This is a genomic window from Psychrosphaera sp. F3M07 (genome assembly GCF_018860345.1).
GTDB lineage: Bacteria > Pseudomonadota > Gammaproteobacteria > Enterobacterales > Alteromonadaceae > Psychrosphaera > Psychrosphaera aquimarina.
Genome location: NZ_JAHKPJ010000011.1, coordinates 34,203 through 53,458 on the forward strand (window position 1 = coordinate 34,203; position 19,256 = coordinate 53,458).

Consider the following 19,256-nt stretch of genomic DNA (forward strand, 5'->3'; position numbering starts at 1 on the left):
GGAGATTAACACAAGATAAACGCAGTTTTTAGCAAATAGTGATATTTAGCTTGTGTATAAAAGCATAATTTTTGAAGCGATTTAAATTGCCTTCAATTAATCATCATCGTCTAAATTTGTTTCATTACTCAAAATGTCATAATCTCTAAGGCGCGGTAATTGTTTCTGTAATCTTGCTTCTATCGCATCTAAGGTTTCAAAGCGTTGGCAAAATGCAGCCGCTTTCTCTTCTAATCTATCCGCATTAAATTTTAATGAACGTTCTACTTCTGAGCTGATCATATCAACTCGTTCACCTAGGTCGACTCGTTTACCTTCAATATCACTTTCGCTTTGTTTAAAGGCTTCATCCATCGCACCTAACATGATGTGAAGGGAGTTGGTGACCACACTCTTTACTTGATTCGACAATTCTTCTTCAAAAAAATCAGTCAGGCCATTTAAACCTTGCGGGGCCAAATAAAAATTATCACCGCTGCGCGCAAAACGGCCTAATAAACGGCCTTGTAATACCGATATATGTTCTTCAATCCCTTGTGCTGCGTCGGTCCCAGCAAAGCCTTTAATTATTTTATTTAACGCACTAAAACCTAATTCCATGCTGTCCATCGCTATGGATACAATCTCAGGAAGTTCTTTTCTTAAACCTAAACTAAATTCTTTAACTAATGACTTTTGTTCTGCCGTTAGGGATATTTGATCACCTCTTATAAACAACTGTTCGTCATTATTTATTTGAAATTGAGTACGTCCTTTTTCTAAAACACGAATATGATCAGGTGAGATCAACAATCCCATCTTCAGTTGAATTGGACATTCTCCAGGCTTACTAAGTGCTGGAAATGAAAAAGTGGCTAGTATGAAAATACTTAAATAGAAAGATGAAAGATTAAAACCCAAGATAGCAATTCCAATAACAAAGAATGAATATTATTCCCTTTTAGTTTGCAGGGAAAGTGTTCCTTGATCAATGCTGTTCAGCGTATCTAACCATACGTACGTAGAAATCTTGGTCCGTATTATAACTATCAAGACCGCCTGTAGAAAATAAAACAGCCCAGACTTTACGTCCACTATCCCCGGTCATTTTAGGTGACGATGACCAAAACTCTCCAGAAGGTGTATTTGGAAATATTGTGGCATTCACCGCAGGCGTAACACAATTTCGTTCAACGATTGATGCCAACTCTTTTATATTAGGTAGACGCCAGTCCGTTCTTTGTTCTAGCTCATAGGTATTTGATAATTTAAGCGCATCTTGCCATGTTAATCGGACGGCTAAGCCATCACAGGTGCCGTCGTCATCGTTCCACTGCTGACCCACAACACACCGAGCCCATGCCAATCCTGTGCTGGAATGAATGACAAAACCAGGTTCTGACTCTGATATTTCAAAACTACTTTCGTCGGTTGTTACTGTAGTGCCATTGCACTCTTGTGCGGCAAACGCAAAGGTTGAACACGTCATTAAGAATGACGAAATAATGGCTGCTAATGCCTTTGCTTTATTATTTACAGGTTTCATTATGGCGTTCTCACTAAGATCACATAGGCCGTTTTATTCATTAATATTGTTGAATCATCTCCTGTAGATAAATCCAACACCCAATTTAAGAAACCGCCTCCGCCAGTGGCACTCGTATCAGACACCCAATAAAATTGATGTTCAGAGTTTCCATTATTAGAGTTTGGGGTATAGCGGAAAAATTCAGATACCAATAAATTTGATTTATCTACGTCGTTATAATCCAAGATATTCAATAATTCTAGGTAAGTAGGTAAACGCCAGTTAGCACCACCACAATAACCGCTTTCATTAACATTATCGATAAACTCAGCTTGACCGCAATTACTTTCAGAAGGACAAGACGTTAAACCTTCTAAGCTAGAATCCATACTGTAATAATTGTCGACACCTCTTAAATTTTGGAACTCAGGTATTGAACGAGGTTGTTTCACTTCCCAAATAAGGCCAGTAAAGTTATCCCTTACACAACTAAACTCAGTTCTATCGTTAGGTAGGTCATCCCCATTTTCATCCAACTTAGTAAAATCAAATGAACGAGGACCATCCCCACTTTTATCTAATAATGTACTAATTTCGTCACGGCCAGTATCAGCATCTTGATTAGGATAATCTGGGTCATTACATGCAATTTCTTTACTATCACTAAAACAACTAGTAATCCCTGTGTCATGCAAAGTGCCTAAGTTAATAGGGTTGATAGTGACCACCATTTGATCGGACGCTACATTATCAGCGGTGTCGGTCACGTTTACGGCAAAAATGTATTCGGCTTGAGCATCCACATCAGGTGCCACAAACGAGGTAATACATTGTTCTGCATCGTCAAATACCACCGAGGTTGTGGTTGGGTAAACTTGCTGCCAAAGGCAACTTACTTCTGATACGGATGAAACACTTGAAGAAGCATCAATATCAACACGAGTAAATTCATCAACCGTTTGATCCAAGCCTGCATTAGCCGCAATCACACTATTTGAAGCGGCTATTTGAATATCAATCGTATTAACGCCAGTAATACCCATGTTGTCTGTTACCGTAAGCTGTAAAGTGTAATTTGTAATATTTACAACAAATGGCGCAACAATGATCAATTCACTTGAAGTGGAGTCACTAATAAATGTTAACGGGTTATTGTTATCAATCTGAGTCCAGAGGTACTTACGAACTTCCCCATCTAAATCGTAACTGTCACTACCAGAAATGGTGATCTCTTCGTAAGTATTAAAAGGCTGCGTAATCGTGTCATTTACTTTAATGATGGCAACAGGCGGGTAATCTACATTGGTCACTTGTACTTTTACTTCGTCATAAACGACCTGTCCGTCTAAGGAAGTATATTCAGCTCTAAAAACTAATTCGGTATCTAATGCAACCGATGGCGCCACTATATCAACGGTTAACTCACCTTCGGTTGGGAATCCCTCATTAAATGGTCCTGCGGTTTGTACCCAAACTAAGTTACCCCCTTCTGGATATACAGTTGCATCAAGTGTTATAGGCAAGCCTTCTAATACAACTTTATCCGCCCCCGCATTTACACTGGCAATATTTGCCGCAGTATTAGACCCGCCTGTATTATCATTACAAGCGCTGACCATAGTTAAGATAATTAAATAAATACAAACAGTTAGCTTATTCATTTGCAGATACTTACTATAAAATTAAATGTTGGCATAAACCTCAAACAAAATCGAAAGGTGAGTGAATTAAAGCGTTTTGTTACTTGCTGTTGATAAATGCAAAGTTTACGCCATTTGCAAATGGTTAAATCCAACTCATAAAAAAACCAGCAAAGTGCTGGTTTTATTAATTAAAAGATGATGCTTATTCTGCTTTTGCAGCTTCTTCGTTAATTAACGCCTGCAATTCACCTTTTTGAAACATTTCCATAATAATATCGCAACCGCCAACTAATTCGCCGCCAACCCACAATTGTGGGAATGTAGGCCATTCAGCATAAGCTGGTAATTCAGCGCGAATATCTGGGTTTTGTAAAATATCGACATACGCGAACTCTTGACCACATTGCATTAGTGCTTGAGACGCTTGCGACGAGAAACCACAAGAAGGTAATTTAGGGCTACCTTTCATGTATAAAAGAATTGAGTTTTCAGCGATTTGTTGTTTAATTTTGTCTATGGTTTCCATGTCACCCTCGGTAGTATGGCTATAAATTTCTAGCTTTGAATATTAACTTCAAAACCTTGGAGAATCGTAAAAATTGGATAAAAGATTATATCAAATTCTTAAATAATACTTGGTATAAATAGGCTCACTAATTAATTATTTCAATGCTTTCAATTGAAAGAAAAATAAACGGTCTAATTAAATATTTCATAGTTTTCACTTGAAAGAAAAATTAACAGCCTCATTAAAGGCGTAACTATAAATAATCAGAGCAAGATAGTAAAACTAATACTTGAGTAATATAGTCAAGTTTTATAATCTTATCAGCTCTACTTAATAAAGCCAACGGAGACAACCATCATGGCATTTGAATTACCAGCATTACCATATGCAAAAGACGCTTTGGAACCTCACATTTCAGCTGAGACTTTAGACTTTCACCACGGTAAACATCACAACACTTATGTTGTAAAACTTAATGGCCTTATTGGTGGAACAGAATTCGAAGGTAAAACTTTAGAAGAGATCGTTAAGTCTTCTGAAGGTGGCGTATTTAACAATGCGGCACAAATCTGGAATCACACATTCTACTGGAACTCTTTAAGCCCAAATGGTGGCGGCGAAGCAACGGGCGCTGTTGCTGACGCAATCAATGCAAAATGGGGCTCATTTGCTGAATTCCAAGCTGCATTCAATGACAAAGCAGTGAACAACTTTGGTTCAAGCTGGACTTGGTTAGTTAAATTAGCAGATGGTTCTTTAGATATCGTTAATACTTCTAACGCAGCAACTCCAATTACAGAAGCAGGTGTTACACCACTTATCACTGTGGATCTTTGGGAACACGCATATTACATCGATTACCGTAACGTACGTCCTGAATACTTAAATGGATTCTGGTCTTTAGTTAACTGGGAATTTGCAAACGCTAACTTCGCATAAACTCGAAACTCGAAACTCGAAACTCGAAACTCGAAACTAAAAAGCTTGAAATGAGGTAATGCTCTTTCAAGCTTTTTTTATGTAAATCTTTTAAGTTAAAACTTACAACTGTTGACTGACTTTTGTATCATCCACCTAATTTCCAATTACTATGGTTCTACAATGAAAGACATACTTCTCGCTTCAGGTAATAAAGGTAAAGTTAACGAACTAAAAGAAATGTTAGCGCCTTTAGGTTTAAACGTTGTCCCACAGAGTGAGTTTAATGTTGAAGAAGTTCCAGAAACTGGCACTACCTTTGTTGAAAATGCGATTATCAAAGCGCGTCATGCCTCAAAAGTAACAGGTTTACCTTGCATTGCAGACGACTCAGGATTAGAAGTGGCTGCTTTAAATGGCGCACCAGGTATCTACTCTTCTCGATTTGCCGGTGAAGGAGCTACTGACGGCACCAATATTGATAAGTTACTAAGGCTACTGGACGGTGTAGAAGAGAATAAACGTCAAGCTCGGTTTGTCTGTGTATTAGTCTTTATGCGTCATGCTGATGATCCAACCCCGATTATCTGCCAAGGCAGTTGGGATGGAGTTATCAGTACTCAAAGACAAGGTGAACATGGTTTTGGCTACGACCCAGTCTTTTTTCAACCGCAATTAAACCTTGCTGCGGCGCAGTTAAACCCAGAGCAAAAACATTCATTAAGCCATCGTGGCAAAGCATTAAAACAATTAATGTCACAATTTAAAGAATTAGGTCTGTAATCTTGTCGAGTTCATTAATCTTGCCACCATTATCTTTGTATATTCATATACCTTGGTGTGTTCAAAAATGTCCTTATTGTGACTTTAATAGCCATGCGCAAAAAGGCACGATTCCTGAAACCGAATACGTAGCAAATCTGCTCGATGACTTAGAACAAGACTTGCCTTATGTGCAAGGGCGTAAATTACATTCAATCTTTTTTGGCGGTGGCACACCTAGCTTGTTATCAGAACAGGCAGTTGCCAATATTTTAGCTGGAGTAGAACAACTCATTCAGTTTGAAGACGATATTGAGATCACGTTAGAAGCGAATCCGGGCACATTAGAATATAATAAGTTTTCTGGGTTTGCCGATGCAGGCGTTAATCGTATCTCTATTGGTGTACAAAGTTTTCAATTAGATAAACTCAAAGCGTTAGGACGAATACATAACGACAACGAAGCCAAGACAGCTGCAGCTTACGCGGCGTCTAGCGTTAACACTTTTAACATTGACCTTATGCATGGTTTGCCAGATCAAACCTTAGAAGACGCTATCTCTGATTTAAAACAAGCAATTGAATTAAACCCTACCCATTTATCTTGGTACCAACTAACCATAGAGCCCAATACTCTTTTCTATTCTCAGCCACCTCAGTTACCGCAAGATGAAACCCTTTGGGATATTCAACAACAGGGACATGAATTATTAAAAGCGGCGGGTTATATCCAATACGAAATTTCTGCTTATGCAAAAGCCGATTATCAATGTAAACATAATTTAAATTATTGGCGTTTTGGTGACTACTTAGGCATAGGTTGCGGTGCTCACGGTAAAATAACGCTTGCAGCGGATAATAAAATTATTCGAACTGAAAAAGTAAAACACCCCAAAGGGTATATGGATTTAACCAAAGCCTATTTGAATAAAGTTTGGGATGTTGAAATGGACGATCGTCCTTTTGAGTATTTTATGAATAAATTAAGATTAAAAGAGCCTTTTTGTATTCATGAGTTTCAACAACACACTGGGTTAGATTTTGAAATGGTTAAGGAGCAGATCAATAAAGGCATTCAACTAACTTTATTAACGCAATTATCTGAAGATAAATACCAGCCTACAGCCAAAGGCTTACAATTTTACAATGACTTGGTGGATCTGTTTTTATAGGGTCCACATTTAAATTGTGCATTGCCAACATAATTAATCAAGTTAGGTTAAATTTATAACCTGAAAATTGTTGCATTCCCCCGTCAGCCATCGCTTTGGCTAATTTAACTTTTAATGCTTCATCATGTTTTATATTTAATGCTCTGACAAACGACTTACAAGCCAACTTATACCTTTGTTGCTCAATATGTTTGTCCCCTATTTTTTGGTATATATTGAATCGCTGCTCTGGTTGGTAAATACCATTAAATACTTGAGTTTGTACTATGCCTAAAATGAGTCGTTCACAACCCAAAGACATGTAACTAAAACTACAATCTATATCGACTAATGTTTCAAACGCTTTTTCATGTTCACCAATGGCATACCATGCATAAGCAATACGACAATTCACTATTGGTGAATCATTTAACAAAGCCACTTTTTGTATTTCAGTTTTAATTTTACCTCTTAGTTCTGACTTGTTTTGTGACTTAATGATTAACATCAAAATATCAATAATGTGAATTTCAACGCTAAACTTTTTGGCTACAATACTTTGCCTGAATTCCGTTAATCGCGTACTTAGCTTGGTTAACATCATCGATTTGTTATCAGTATTATTCGAAAGATATTGATATAAATATATATTGCAAAGTGACATGGTAAGTTGACCAAATAACTCTGAATTAGGTTTTGCTAATCGAATTTTTCTTTCAATAAAGGCATGGGCGTCATTAAATTTTCCAGCAAATATTAAGATCATAAACACCAATCTAACAATGGTGGTTGGCATTTCATTTGATGGGTATGCATTAATCAATTCAATTGCATCTTCAAATTTCTGCTGTTGTAACAAGATCCTAAGTTGCCAAAACAACTTTACTGGTCCGGATGGTAGCGATATAAACGTGTCACTTAACAACGTCTGCTTACAATACCCCCAATTACCTAATTCATAATTTGCTTTAAAATTAGGCCATAAACTCCATGATTGCCCTTTTAAATTGGGCTTATTGCAAATGGCAACGACTTGGGCATAATTGCCCAGTTCAAATGCTAAGTTTACGGTCAATTTAAAGTAATTTTGTACCACATCTTTAGTGATATGTTCTTTGGGAATGGCACTTAGCGCCTTATAGGCAAATGATAATTTGCCATTACTTATAAAGGTTAAACTTGGCTTAAATAAATTTATTGCTTTGGCTAAGTTTTGAACAACCGCTACTAGTTCTTTTTCACTAAAAGGGCTTGAGATAAAGTCCAGCAACATTAATGGCGAATCATAATTATGGATAAAGCCATCTGCACTGTTACTTACCATCACAACGGCTGTGGTTGGTTTTATCTTTCTAGATGCAAACAGTATATCGATGACTTCACCACCCGACCTATGCTCATCAATACTTTCATCTATAAATAAAAGATCAAAATGTTGCCCTGATTCAAGTGAATTTAAACCTTGGTATAATAAAGACACATCCTCAAAACCAGCTCTTAAACATTGCTGCTTTATTAACGTGCCCCAGCTATTTTTATCACATATACAACCAATCTTTATGTCATTCTCAGGTGTTGGAGCGGTTGATGATTGAACGATAAGACGACTATCCATGGTTTATTGAAACTCCTAGCCATAAGCTATTAACGGCCTATTCATGTGTTTAAATGTAAATTAGTTACCCTTCGATTATACAAATCCTCTGCAGATTCAATAACACATTACTGGGTTTTCCAAATGACATTTGTCATTAATTCGCAAATTAATAATTAAGATTGCGACTCTAAAACAGAAAGGATTTGTTTCCTTAACTTTTTTTGTTCAAAAGGTTTTGCCACATGAGCGTTAAAACCTAATTCATAATACTCTTCGACTTCGTGTGACAGTACATTTGCTGTTAATGCAATAACTGGTAAATTTTTTAATTTTTCGCTTTCTCTAATATGTAATAAAGCTTCTTTACCATCCATGTTTGGCATTTGTATATCCATTAAAATAACATCAAACTCATTATGTTCCAGTACGGCTAACGCTTCTAGACCATCATTAGCCGTCATCACATTCGCCATATCTGAAATCAATCCCTTTTCAGCTATCAGGCGATTGATCATATTATCTTCCACCAACAATATACTTATTCCGAACAAATCTTCCTGATCAACCTCTTCCTCTTCAAGGGTATTATCCTTACCTGATAAGGCAGGGATAGACACACTAAATTGACTCCCCCGATTTGGCTCACTTTTCACTTGAATGCTCCCATTCATCAGCTCAAGCAAACGTTTAACAATAGTCAGTCCTAATCCGGTTCCACCAAATCGACGAGTTACTGAGGTGTCCGCTTGAGTAAAGCTTTCAAATAAAGTTAATTGAGCTTGTTCTGAAATTCCAACTCCGGTGTCAATAATATCCAACTCAAGCTTATTAGTTGTCGAGTTCCAATTCAATTTAATGGTTACTGAACCAATAAGGGTAAATTTGATCGCATTAGAAACTAAATTCATTAGGACTTGTAAGGTTCGATTTGGGTCCCCTATTATGATGAGTTCAGGGTCTAATTTATTCTCTACTATTAACTCTATTTCTTTATATTTTGCTAAAGGCACTACTACAGCTAATAAACTGTTTAATACTTCGTTTGGTGAGTATGAAATATTTTCAATGCTTAATTGGTTTGCTTCAATTTTAGATATATCCAAAATGTCATTGATTATCGTGCTTAAACTATTCACCGAGTATTTCGCTTTAACGAGATACTCTCTTTGCAAAATAGTTAAATCACTATCCAAACAAAGGTTAATTAATCCGTTGATACCATTTAACGGTGTTCTGATCTCATGTGACATATTGGCTAAAAACTCAGATTTAGCTGAACTTGCTAAATTCGCTTTATCTTTCGCCTCTTGCAGATCTAACTCGAGTAATTTACGAGATGTAATGTCATCGTATGCCCCTAATATCCCCACCATTTTCCCATCAGCTAAAATTATAGGGACTTTATTAGTCAACAAATAAATTCGCTTTCCATCTGGCAATATCTGCTCTTCTTCAATATTTAGTTTCGCTTTTCCGGAGTCAATAACTTCCTGATCATCGAGTCTGAAACCATCAGCTAGCTCTTTCCAGTTTAAGTCATAATCTGACTTACCAATAAGTTCTTCCCCTTTAGACATGCCTGCATCGGTTGCAAATAGTTTATTCGCACCTTGGTACTTTAACTTAGTGTCTTTCCAAAATAATCGAAATGGAATGGCATCAATCACCGCTTTTAATAAGGTGTCAGCTTCGTCGGCCTGAGCTGTTTTTTTCTTATTTTGGCGTTCGAGTAAATTTATCGATTGGGTAAGTAGTTTGAAGAAATGGTGGGTGCCGTAAAGCATTATTAAAACTGAATAAACAAAAACCACTAATTTTGATATCCAACCAATTGCGGTTTGATTCATATTATATATTGTGGGATCAAATGGTAGCTCACCAACGATGGCTAAATAACAAAAATAAATAATGGGGACAATACATAAAAACAACATGATTATTGCTGCACGCATATTGATAAGGTATGCGGTACCAATAACAGTACAAAATAACACTAACAGTGCGCTTGCTTCGACACCAAAGCTGATTAACGAAGAGACACCGGCAATATAACCAGCAATTAATAACACCCAAGCTTTAACTGAATATGGAACATGTTTTCTAAAAACATAAAGGAATGCCCATCCAATTTGAATACCAACTCTGAAGAATAAGGCGTCGTCATCAAAATGTTCAGCTCGGATTAATAATACAACAATTTGGAATATAGCAAGAAAGGTTACTGCGGCTAATATTGTGTCTATTAAACGTTGGCGCAAACTCATGATTGAGCTCTGATTAAATTTTAAATCCATTATAAAATTCTTAGAAAGATGTGCTATTCATTTAATCTAGCACTAAGAAACTCTCTTAGCCAATTTATGAATAATACTTAACAATCTATTTTATATCATGTCTTTACAAAGGCGAGGCCGGTTAGTGACTTGCTTGTCACTAACCGATAAAACTAAACGCAATACTTCCTTGTTTAACGCTTTTCAAGAATGGAGTTACAATATGTTGCCGTCTGTGAAAGTTACACGTCCGCTTTATTACCTTTACTTTCAAGCCAAGTTTTTCTATCACCTGACCGTTTTTTGGCTAACAACATATCCATCATTTCCATGGTTGGCGTGAATTCATCAATAGTCAGTTGCACTAAACGACGCGTATTTGGATCCATAGTGGTTTCACGCAATTGGAGCGGGTTCATTTCACCCAAACCTTTAAATCGTTGAACGTTTACTTTGCCTTTTTTCTTTTCAGCAATAATACGGTCTAATACACCATCTTTTTCAGCTTCATCAAGCGCGTAATATACGTCTTTACCCACATCAATCCTATATAAAGGAGGCATGGCCACGTAGACATGTCCCGCTTCAACTAAAGCATAATAATGTTTAATGAATAATGCACATAATAAGGTTGCGATATGTAAGCCATCACTATCAGCATCGGCTAGGATACATACTTTGCCATAACGTAATTGTGATAAGTCAGTTGAGTCCGGATCCATGCCTATCGCAATAGAGATATTATGCACCTCTTCTGATGCTAATACTTGTCCTGAGTCTACTTCCCACGTATTTAGAATTTTACCACGAAGTGGCATGATAGCTTGGATTTCACGGTCTCTTGCTTGTTTTGCTGAACCGCCCGCTGAATCCCCTTCCACTAAAAATAATTCGGTACGTTCACTTTCCTGGCTAGTGCAATCAGTTAATTTACCTGGTAATGCAGGTCCTTGTGTGATCTTTTTGCGAATAACTTTCTTAGCCGCTTTTAAACGACTTTGGGCATTCGAAATACATAATTCAGCTAATTGTTCTGAAATATCTGTGTGGGTGTTTAACCACAAACTAAACGAATCTTTAACAACACCAGATACAAAAGTGGCACATTGGCGTGACGATAAACGTTCTTTGGTTTGCCCTGCAAATTGCGGGTCTTGCATTTTTACCGATAAGATATAAGAACAACGGTCCCAAATATCTTCTGGCGTTAACTTAATACCACGAGGTAATAAGTTTCTGAATTCACAAAACTCACGCATGGCCTCTAACAGACCTTGACGAAGCCCATTTACATGAGTACCACCTTGGGCTGTAGGTATTAAGTTTACATAACTTTCACCGACTAACTCGCCACCTTCTGGCAACCATGTAACGGCCCACTCAACCGCTTCCAATTTACCTTTAAACGTCCCAACAAATGGGTCCTCAGGTAAATTTACATAATCTTTAACCGAATCAACTAAATAATCTTTTAAGCCGTCGACAAAGTGCCATTCGTGACTTTCATTAAGTTGTTTATTTTCAAATTTAATCCTCAACCCTGGACATAAAACAGCTTTTGCTCGTAGGTTGTGAACCAGTTTTGAATTAGAAAACTTCGCAGTATCAAAATATGAACCATCTGGCCAAAAGCGAATGTTTGTACCAGTATTACGACGACCAACCGTACCAATAACTTCTAAATCTTGAACTTTATCGCCATTCTCAAACGCAATTAAATATTGTTGTCCATCACGTTTAACGGTGATCTCCATACGCGTAGTTAACGCGTTAACAACAGAAACACCTACGCCGTGCAAACCACCTGAGAATTCATAATTATCATTTGAAAACTTACCACCAGCGTGCAATTTGGTTAGGATAAGTTCAACACCTGGAATCCCTTCTTCAGGATGGATATCCACTGGCATGCCACGCCCATCATCTTGCACTTCAATTGAATTATCTTCATGCAGGATTACTAAAATATTTGATGCGTGCCCTGCCAGAGCTTCATCAACACTATTATCTATTACTTCTTGCGCTAAATGATTTGGTCTAGATGTGTCAGTGTACATGCCCGGACGACGGCGAACTGGTTCTAATCCGTTTAGTACTTCGATTGACTCTGCGTTATAGGTTTTATTGGTCATAAATTAATTAATTATTATAATTTCCATGCTTAATGTAGAGACTAACGGTGTTGTCGTAAAACTTAAAGTAAAATTTAATTTCACTTTAATTTGTACCACGGTGGCTGAATAAAAACTCAACTATCTTTATAGGAAAACGTTCAAATTGGTCAAATCCATGTGATCCACCTAATTCAAATGTAACCTTACAATCTTTATAACGATCTAATGCTTGTTGGTAATCCAGTACTTCATCCTTTTCTTGTTGTAATAACCAAACGTGCTCAGGTCTGGCAATATTAACTTGGTATAAGGACTTTAGTTCAACCATATGAGATTCAGTTAAGACATACTCTTCACCGGTTATGGGTTGGACTTGTTTACCTAAATAATCGTGTAGCAACTCAAAGGGTTTAACTGCTGGGTTTATTACTACAATTGGTTTGTTAAATTTATTATGTAAATAAGTCGCTAAATACCCGCCCAACGAACTGCCAACAATGCCAACTACCTTGTCTAGATTAGACGTCATTATGTCATCAATTTGTTTAACTGCATCTGAAGGGAATACAGATAACTGAGGTGCGATGACTTCTAAATTATCAAACTTTTGGTTAATGGCTTGTTTAAAAATAACGGCTTTTTGAGAGTTCGGAGAAGAATGAAAGCCGTGCAAATATAGTATGTAATTCATATCTACTTGTTGTTAACAAAAGTAATGACAACATGTTATACGGATGGCGATATTAATGCATCATTATTACTTAATTCATTTTGTTTTTTCATCACTAAGTTAAGCCAATCTTTTAACAAGCTATTGACCTGAAACTTTTCATCTTTTTGGTGTAACTTTGCGTTTGGGTATGGGTAGTTCTGTCTTAATCGTTTTTGTTTCTGAAAACTAATCACTTCTGCCATTTGGGCATCGTGGTACACCCTAATCTCTAGCTCAGTCACCATAAATTGAGGCAGATGTGCGCCCAACTGAACTAAGCTAATGGTCTCTGTATATCGACTGCGTTCGATGATCTTTAACCTAAACTCTAAATGATTGTCACACTTAATATCCCAACACGCATTTTGATCATACTCAACCGGTAACAACCTCAATAACAAGGCGTAATTGCGCGTACAAATGCCTTGCATTTTTTGTAAGTTGGGAACGTACTTTTTAAACGGTTTAATCATTAAAGACTCATATTACTTTTCAAGTTTACGCGTGAATTTGTTTATCTATTTTAGATTTATTTAATGCTAGCCATTGCATGCAGATCAGCGTCGCTGCATTATCTAACTCATCGTTGTTTAATAAATCAATTGCTTCATTATAGTCAAACACGTGTACTTTTATATCTTCTTGCTCATCTTCAAGACCAAATATACCACCGGCACTTTTACAATCAACAATACCTAAATATAAATACAAACGTTCTGTTGAACCACCTGGGCTTGATAGATAACTTAACATGGGGATTAACTTGTGAATGGTCAACCCCGCTTCCTCTTCCGTTTCTCTAATAGCAACTTGTTGCTTATCTTCTGGCTTATCTATCATTCCTGCAATCACCTCTAATAACCAAGGAGAATCTTTTGTGTCCAACGCACCAATTCTTAATTGCTCAATTAAAACAACTTTATTTTCAACTGGATCGTAAGGTAATACCGCGACCGCATGACCTCGTTCAAATATTTCACGTTTGACTAAATCGCTTTGGCCACCGGCAAATAAATTGTGGGTAAAAACAAACTGGTTAATTTTGAAGAATCCGTCATACAAGGTTTCGACTGATTTAATATCAATATTTTTTTGATTAAACTGAGGTGTAAACTTGTTTTTCTTCATATTCGTCCTCACTTTAGGGTAAAGTAAATTTTTGTTGGCTAATCCAGTAAATTAGCATTAGCTAATATTATTTTTATTTACATATTCTGTTACACTTAGCATCACTAAAATCTTAGCAAAACGTTACTAAAATCAACCAGAAACGTTACAATGCTTTTAATTGTTACACATTTAATCTAAATAGACTCTGGAAGTTTGGCTTCTAACTAAGGAATTAAAATGAAAAAATCTTTATTGTCGGCAACTCTGTTATTACTCATTTCAGGATTGAGCTTACAGGTTGAAGCAACTAACTTGTTAGAAGCTTACAAAGACGCAGTTAAGAATGACCCTCAAACATTAAAAGCAAAAGCACAATATGACGTAGCGAGAGAATCAGAATCTATCGCGTTTTCAAGCTTAATGCCTTCAGTTAATTTCACTGCTGGTTATAGCATCAACAATGGTGAAAGTTATAACGCCCCTGTTACTTCTGATTATGATTCCAATACATTAACTTACGGTGTTAGTTTGTCTCAAGCTATCTTTAGAATGGATACATGGTATTCATTAGATGCGGCTGAAAAACGTGCATTACAAGCTCAAGCCGGTTTTGACCTTGCGCAACAAGCATTAATCACACGTGTATCGGTTTCTTACTTTAATGTATTAAAAGCGCAAGATAATCTAGAGTTTGTTAAGTCTGAGAAAAAAGCAATTGAACGTCAGTTAGAACAAACAAAACAACGTTTTAACGTTGGTCTAACGGCTATTACCGATGTTCACGAAGCACAAGCTAACTTTGACAGTGCGGTTGCTCAAGAAATTCGCAGCAAGAACGACATTGAAATAGCAAAAGAAGCACTACGTGAAATTACCGGTAAATATTATTCTAAATTTGATGGTTTAAATACATCTCGTTTCGAAGCAACCATGCCAGCACCGTTAAAAATTCAGCATTGGGTGACTAAATCAGAAAATAATAATTTAGAACTTAAAGCAAAAGAATTAACCGTTGAAGCTGCAAAATACGATATTAAACGTGCAGAGTCTGGTCATTACCCTACGTTAAACCTAACAGCAAGCTTAAGCAGTAGTGATTCAGGCGGTGATATCGACTCACCAGCTCTAAATAGTAATTCTATCGGCTTAAACTTAACTGTTCCATTATATTCAGGTGGCGCCACGTCTGCTGCGGTAAGACAAGCACAAGCTAACTTCGTATACGCAAGTGAAGACATGGAAGCCACACACCGCTCTGTTGTTCGTCAAGTACGTACATCATTTGCCGATGTGGTTGCTTTAGTGTCTACATTAAAAGCTCTTGAACAGTCTGTTATCTCTGCAGAAAGTGCATTAAAAGCTACGCAAGCTGGTTTTGAAGTGGGTACTCGTACTATCGTTGACGTGTTAAATAGCACTAGAAACTTATTTAATGCTAAACGTAACCTGTCAAACACTCGTTATGATTACATTTTATCAATGTTAACTCTTAAACAATCTTCGGGTTCTTTAACGGGTACCGATGTTGAAGCTGTAAACAAAGGCTTGTCTGCAAGCTAATTTGATTTACTGACTATTAAAACGGAGCATGTCTCCGTTTTTTTTCGTCTAATATTAACCTTCTTCTGCATTTGCGGTACTATTTAGATAACACTGCAGACAACCCTTAATCAATGAGATTCATTTTGGTCAATTCTTCAAACCGAAAACCATTACAGGAAAATCCAAAATTTCAATGGCGTTTTATTAGTCCTAAATACTGGATAACTTGGTCAGGTATTGGTTTTTTATATTTACTGAGTTGGTTACCTTTTAGAGTTCAACTCGTTTTAGGCAAATGGTTAGGTAACTTATTACACGTCTTATTGAAACGTAGACGTTATATCGCAGATAAAAACCTGCAATTATGCTTTCCAAATATGGATGAAAAAGAACGCTCACAATTAGTCAAAGTAAACTTTCAAAATACAGGCATTGCCATGTTTGAAAGTGGTATCGCTTGGTGGTGGCCTAGTTGGCGCTTTAAGTCCAAATTTAAGTTAATTGGTCAAGAGCACATAGAGCAACCTAGAAAATCAGGTAAAGGTGCCCTCGTTTTATTTTCCCATATATTACCTCTTGAGATCATGGGACGGGTGATGAGTGAATATAAACCCTATGTCGGTTTTTACCGTCCTCATAACAATCCGGTCATCGAATGGGTTCAGTATTGCGGACGTTGTCGTAATCAAAACCTAATGATAAGTAAGCGTGATGTAAAAAGTTTATTAAAAGCCTTATCTGACGGCGAAGCTTGTGTGTACTTACCCGATCATGACTATGGTAAAAAACGCAGCGTATTTGTGCCATTTTTTGCAGTAAACGATGCCTCGACCACAACCGGCACTGAGATTTTTGCATCACACAAAAACGCGGTTACTGTGCCAACATATATGCAACGTTTACCGGGCACGCAAGGATATGAATTAGAGTTTTTACCACAACTTAGTAATTACCCTGATAGTAACTCTAGGGCCAATGCGGTTATTGTAAACAATTGGGTTGAGCAATCCGTTCTAAAAAATAAAGAACAATATATGTGGGTTCATCGCCGTTTTAAAACAAGACCAGATGACAATGCAAAACCGTTATATTAATTACAAGCGAGCCAGTTACCAATGAAGAAAAAAAGTGCAAAAACAAAAAGCAGCGCAGGGTTTATGATCAAAGTTGTTTTACCTACTACATTGATATTAATCGTTGTAGGATTTTTGTATTGGGGTTCAGAGGCGGTCAAAGATCCAAATAGAAGTAAACATAAAATGGCCGACGGTGTTGCAAAATTTTACTCTACATTTAGAAAGTCATTTATGCCTGGTGCAACTCAGTTAGATGAATATACCATTCAATTACCAGAAGAAGACCTGTCTGTATCAGACAAGCTACAAATACGCGGCGCTCAAGTTAGACCGGCAAAACCGAATTGGACTGGCGAAGATAAACGTCGCAGTTTTAAAGAAAATGATACTTTAAAAACAGCCCTCACCAAATTTGGTAATGCAGAAGGTGTCGAAGTTATTTGGGACCTAAAATATGACTACATTATCAAAAATCACTTCGTTGAAACTGCTGATTTTAGAGAGCTAATCGAAAAAATGTCGAAAACCGTCAATAATGATTATGATGGTCAAGCTAGAGGCTATTTTTGTCCACAAGAACGCGCTATTGTTCTTACTGACAAACCAGATCAATATGTAACTGAATTTTGTGAACGCACAACATCGGCAAGACGTTTAGCGATAGAAAAACGTAACGAAAAAAATTATAAATTACGTCAGAAATTAGGTTTAAATTAACAAGGATAAACAATGTACAAATTACTCGCCACGATTCTAACGGCGGCATTATTGCAAGGGTGTGACTCAAACGATCCTAAAGAAGAGTTTCCAGGCACATATGCAGTTGGCGGTTCTATCTCAGGACTAAGTGGTGATATTAATTTATCAATTAATGGGACGTTAGAGACATTTAGTGATAACGGTGAATTTATTGCTAAAACTCGTATTAATAACAATGAGAACTATAAAGTCTCAATTATCGATACCGAGAACAACTTAAATTGCGAAATAGAAAACGACGTAGGTACGTCTGAGATTGATATAACCAACATTGAAATTAGTTGTGACGCTACCGCGTTCACTGCTTACAATTTGAAGGGACTCGACTTTACCGTTGAACAACCTTCTGTTATTAACTTTGCCTTTCATTTAATCGACCGTTATACCGGTTTAGCATTAAATAATCTAACTAAGGCTAACATGACTGAATATCTATCTATATTTGAAGATGACGATGTCATGCCTCAAGAAGCTCTGGTTGAGCTGGAGCAATCAAAGTCGTTTGATGCGGAGTATCATACTGTTTATGCAATTCATGTTAGTCCATTAGTTTCACAGGATAATTTAGATAACATAATTAGTGCTATTAAAGACCGTATTTTAGATCCGGTTACTTTAGAATCTAAAATACCAGCCAACCACTTAATTTCTATTTTAACCTTTGATGAAACTGTGACTGAGATTGCTAATCAAATCGCGGATGTTAATGAGTTATTAGATGCATTATCAACTATTGAAATAGGCGTTGCTTCAACCAACTTGAATGGCGCAATTAAAGCGGGTGTAGAAATCTGGCAGAATACTACCTCGTTAGAGTTGATTAGTTATGGCAACTTAATTGTATTTACCAACGGAAAAGATTCATCGGGTATTGTTTCAAACGAAGATGCAATTGAAGCTGTTGATAATAAAGATGTTTATTTTGTCACTTTAAATGACAATATTGATACCAGTGCATTAACAGCATATACACTGGAAACTAACATTTCTTCATTTTCAGATTTCGCCGACACTCAAACTGCAATTGATTATCGATTTGAACAGATAAAAACTTTTGAAGATGGGTTATATGTTTTGTCTTACGCAACACCTAAGCGTGCAGGCAGTCATGAATTAACAATCAAAGCAGATGATGATTATCGTTGTGATACTCCAGTAACAGATTCAGAGCAACTTACTGGTTCTTCTTTTGATTGTGCTGATGAACAATCTTATGGTTTTGATGCTAGCAACTTTTCTACAGTAACGCCTGTGGTCAGTATTAATGGTCCAACAACCACATATGCAAAAGAGGTAACGTTGACAGCTCAAACTAAATGGTTATCCATTGATGCAAGCATACAACCAATTTACGATTGGGACATTAAGGTATGTTTAAATCAAAATGTTGACGTAGAAATTAACAATGACTTGTCTAGTGTCACTATTAATAAAAACCCAGAAAGCGACAAGTTATCATTGTTAAAACTTACCTTGAATGAAGCAGAGAGTGGCACCACCACTACTCAATATTTAATCATGGTAAATTCAAAAGATCAGCTAGGAGATTTAAACAGGATTGATAAAAATTCAGTGTGTCGATGA

Annotated in this window: 17 protein-coding genes; 7 read left to right on the forward strand and 10 right to left on the reverse strand. The window is 36.8% G+C overall.

Annotated features, from left to right (window positions below):
• Positions 1–96 precede the first annotated feature (96 nt).
• The 4 genes from KO505_RS03810 to grxD all read right to left on the reverse strand — a co-directional run bounded on the left by KO505_RS03810 (position 97) and on the right by grxD (position 3,676).
• Positions 97–900, reverse strand: coding sequence for a DUF2884 family protein (locus KO505_RS03810; RefSeq protein ID WP_216054119.1), 804 nt, complete (start codon positions 898–900; stop codon positions 97–99).
• 67 nt (positions 901–967) lie between these two features.
• Positions 968–1,525: a DUF1566 domain-containing protein gene (locus KO505_RS03815; RefSeq protein WP_216054120.1), complete on the reverse strand. Its 558-nt coding sequence runs from the start codon at positions 1,523–1,525 to the stop codon at positions 968–970.
• Positions 1,525–3,168 (reverse strand): DUF1566 domain-containing protein, encoded by a 1,644-nt coding sequence (locus tag KO505_RS03820; protein WP_216054121.1) that lies wholly within the window; start codon positions 3,166–3,168, stop codon positions 1,525–1,527. The genes KO505_RS03815 and KO505_RS03820 overlap by 1 nt, the downstream gene beginning before the upstream one ends.
• Positions 3,169–3,352: 184 nt before the next feature.
• Positions 3,353–3,676: a Grx4 family monothiol glutaredoxin gene (gene grxD, locus KO505_RS03825; protein ID WP_216054122.1), complete on the reverse strand. Its 324-nt coding sequence runs from the start codon at positions 3,674–3,676 to the stop codon at positions 3,353–3,355.
• A gap of 339 nt (positions 3,677–4,015) precedes the next feature.
• Between grxD and KO505_RS03830 the strand changes: the two genes are divergently transcribed.
• The 3 genes from KO505_RS03830 (at position 4,016) to hemW (ending at position 6,510) form a co-directional block, all read left to right on the forward strand.
• Positions 4,016–4,597, forward strand: coding sequence for a Fe-Mn family superoxide dismutase (locus KO505_RS03830; protein ID WP_216054123.1), 582 nt, complete (start codon positions 4,016–4,018; stop codon positions 4,595–4,597).
• A 162-nt stretch (positions 4,598–4,759) separates the two neighbouring features.
• A complete protein-coding gene (gene rdgB / locus KO505_RS03835) occupies positions 4,760–5,359 on the forward strand; it encodes an RdgB/HAM1 family non-canonical purine NTP pyrophosphatase (protein ID WP_216054124.1) in 600 nt (199 codons plus the stop codon).
• A gap of 2 nt (positions 5,360–5,361) precedes the next feature.
• Positions 5,362–6,510, forward strand: a complete 1,149-nt coding sequence (gene hemW, locus KO505_RS03840; protein WP_252731634.1) for a radical SAM family heme chaperone HemW — start codon at positions 5,362–5,364, stop codon at positions 6,508–6,510.
• 37 nt (positions 6,511–6,547) lie between these two features.
• Here hemW and KO505_RS03845 read toward each other — a convergent pair whose 3' ends face one another.
• From KO505_RS03845 to nudF, 6 genes are all read right to left on the reverse strand, one after another.
• Positions 6,548–8,104: a response regulator gene (locus tag KO505_RS03845; RefSeq protein ID WP_216054125.1), complete on the reverse strand. Its 1,557-nt coding sequence runs from the start codon at positions 8,102–8,104 to the stop codon at positions 6,548–6,550.
• Between the two features lie 155 nt (positions 8,105–8,259).
• Positions 8,260–10,380 (reverse strand): PAS domain-containing sensor histidine kinase, encoded by a 2,121-nt coding sequence (locus KO505_RS03850; RefSeq protein ID WP_216054126.1) that lies wholly within the window; start codon positions 10,378–10,380, stop codon positions 8,260–8,262.
• A gap of 221 nt (positions 10,381–10,601) precedes the next feature.
• Positions 10,602–12,491 (reverse strand): DNA topoisomerase IV subunit B, encoded by a 1,890-nt coding sequence (gene parE, locus KO505_RS03855; protein WP_216054127.1) that lies wholly within the window; start codon positions 12,489–12,491, stop codon positions 10,602–10,604.
• An 85-nt stretch (positions 12,492–12,576) separates the two neighbouring features.
• A complete protein-coding gene (locus KO505_RS03860; protein ID WP_216054128.1) occupies positions 12,577–13,164 on the reverse strand; it encodes a YqiA/YcfP family alpha/beta fold hydrolase in 588 nt (195 codons plus the stop codon).
• A gap of 35 nt (positions 13,165–13,199) precedes the next feature.
• Complete coding sequence (locus KO505_RS03865; RefSeq protein ID WP_216054129.1) at positions 13,200–13,658, reverse strand: DUF1249 domain-containing protein; 459 nt, start codon at positions 13,656–13,658, stop codon at positions 13,200–13,202.
• Between the two features lie 25 nt (positions 13,659–13,683).
• Positions 13,684–14,313, reverse strand: coding sequence for an ADP-ribose diphosphatase (gene nudF / locus KO505_RS03870; RefSeq protein ID WP_216054130.1), 630 nt, complete (start codon positions 14,311–14,313; stop codon positions 13,684–13,686).
• A gap of 219 nt (positions 14,314–14,532) precedes the next feature.
• Here nudF and tolC point away from each other — a divergent pair, with 219 nt between their 5' ends.
• From tolC to KO505_RS03890, 4 genes are all read left to right on the forward strand, one after another.
• Entirely contained in the window at positions 14,533–15,855 is a 1,323-nt protein-coding gene (gene tolC, locus KO505_RS03875; RefSeq protein WP_216054131.1) for an outer membrane channel protein TolC, read from the forward strand.
• 125 nt (positions 15,856–15,980) lie between these two features.
• On the forward strand, positions 15,981–16,931 hold the full coding sequence (lpxL, locus tag KO505_RS03880; RefSeq protein ID WP_252731635.1) for an LpxL/LpxP family Kdo(2)-lipid IV(A) lauroyl/palmitoleoyl acyltransferase: 951 nt from the start codon (positions 15,981–15,983) through the stop codon (positions 16,929–16,931).
• Positions 16,932–16,952: 21 nt separating this feature from the next.
• Positions 16,953–17,630, forward strand: coding sequence for a TcpQ domain-containing protein (locus KO505_RS03885; RefSeq protein ID WP_216054133.1), 678 nt, complete (start codon positions 16,953–16,955; stop codon positions 17,628–17,630).
• Positions 17,631–17,642: 12 nt separating this feature from the next.
• A complete protein-coding gene (locus tag KO505_RS03890; protein WP_216054134.1) occupies positions 17,643–19,256 on the forward strand; it encodes a vWA domain-containing protein in 1,614 nt (537 codons plus the stop codon).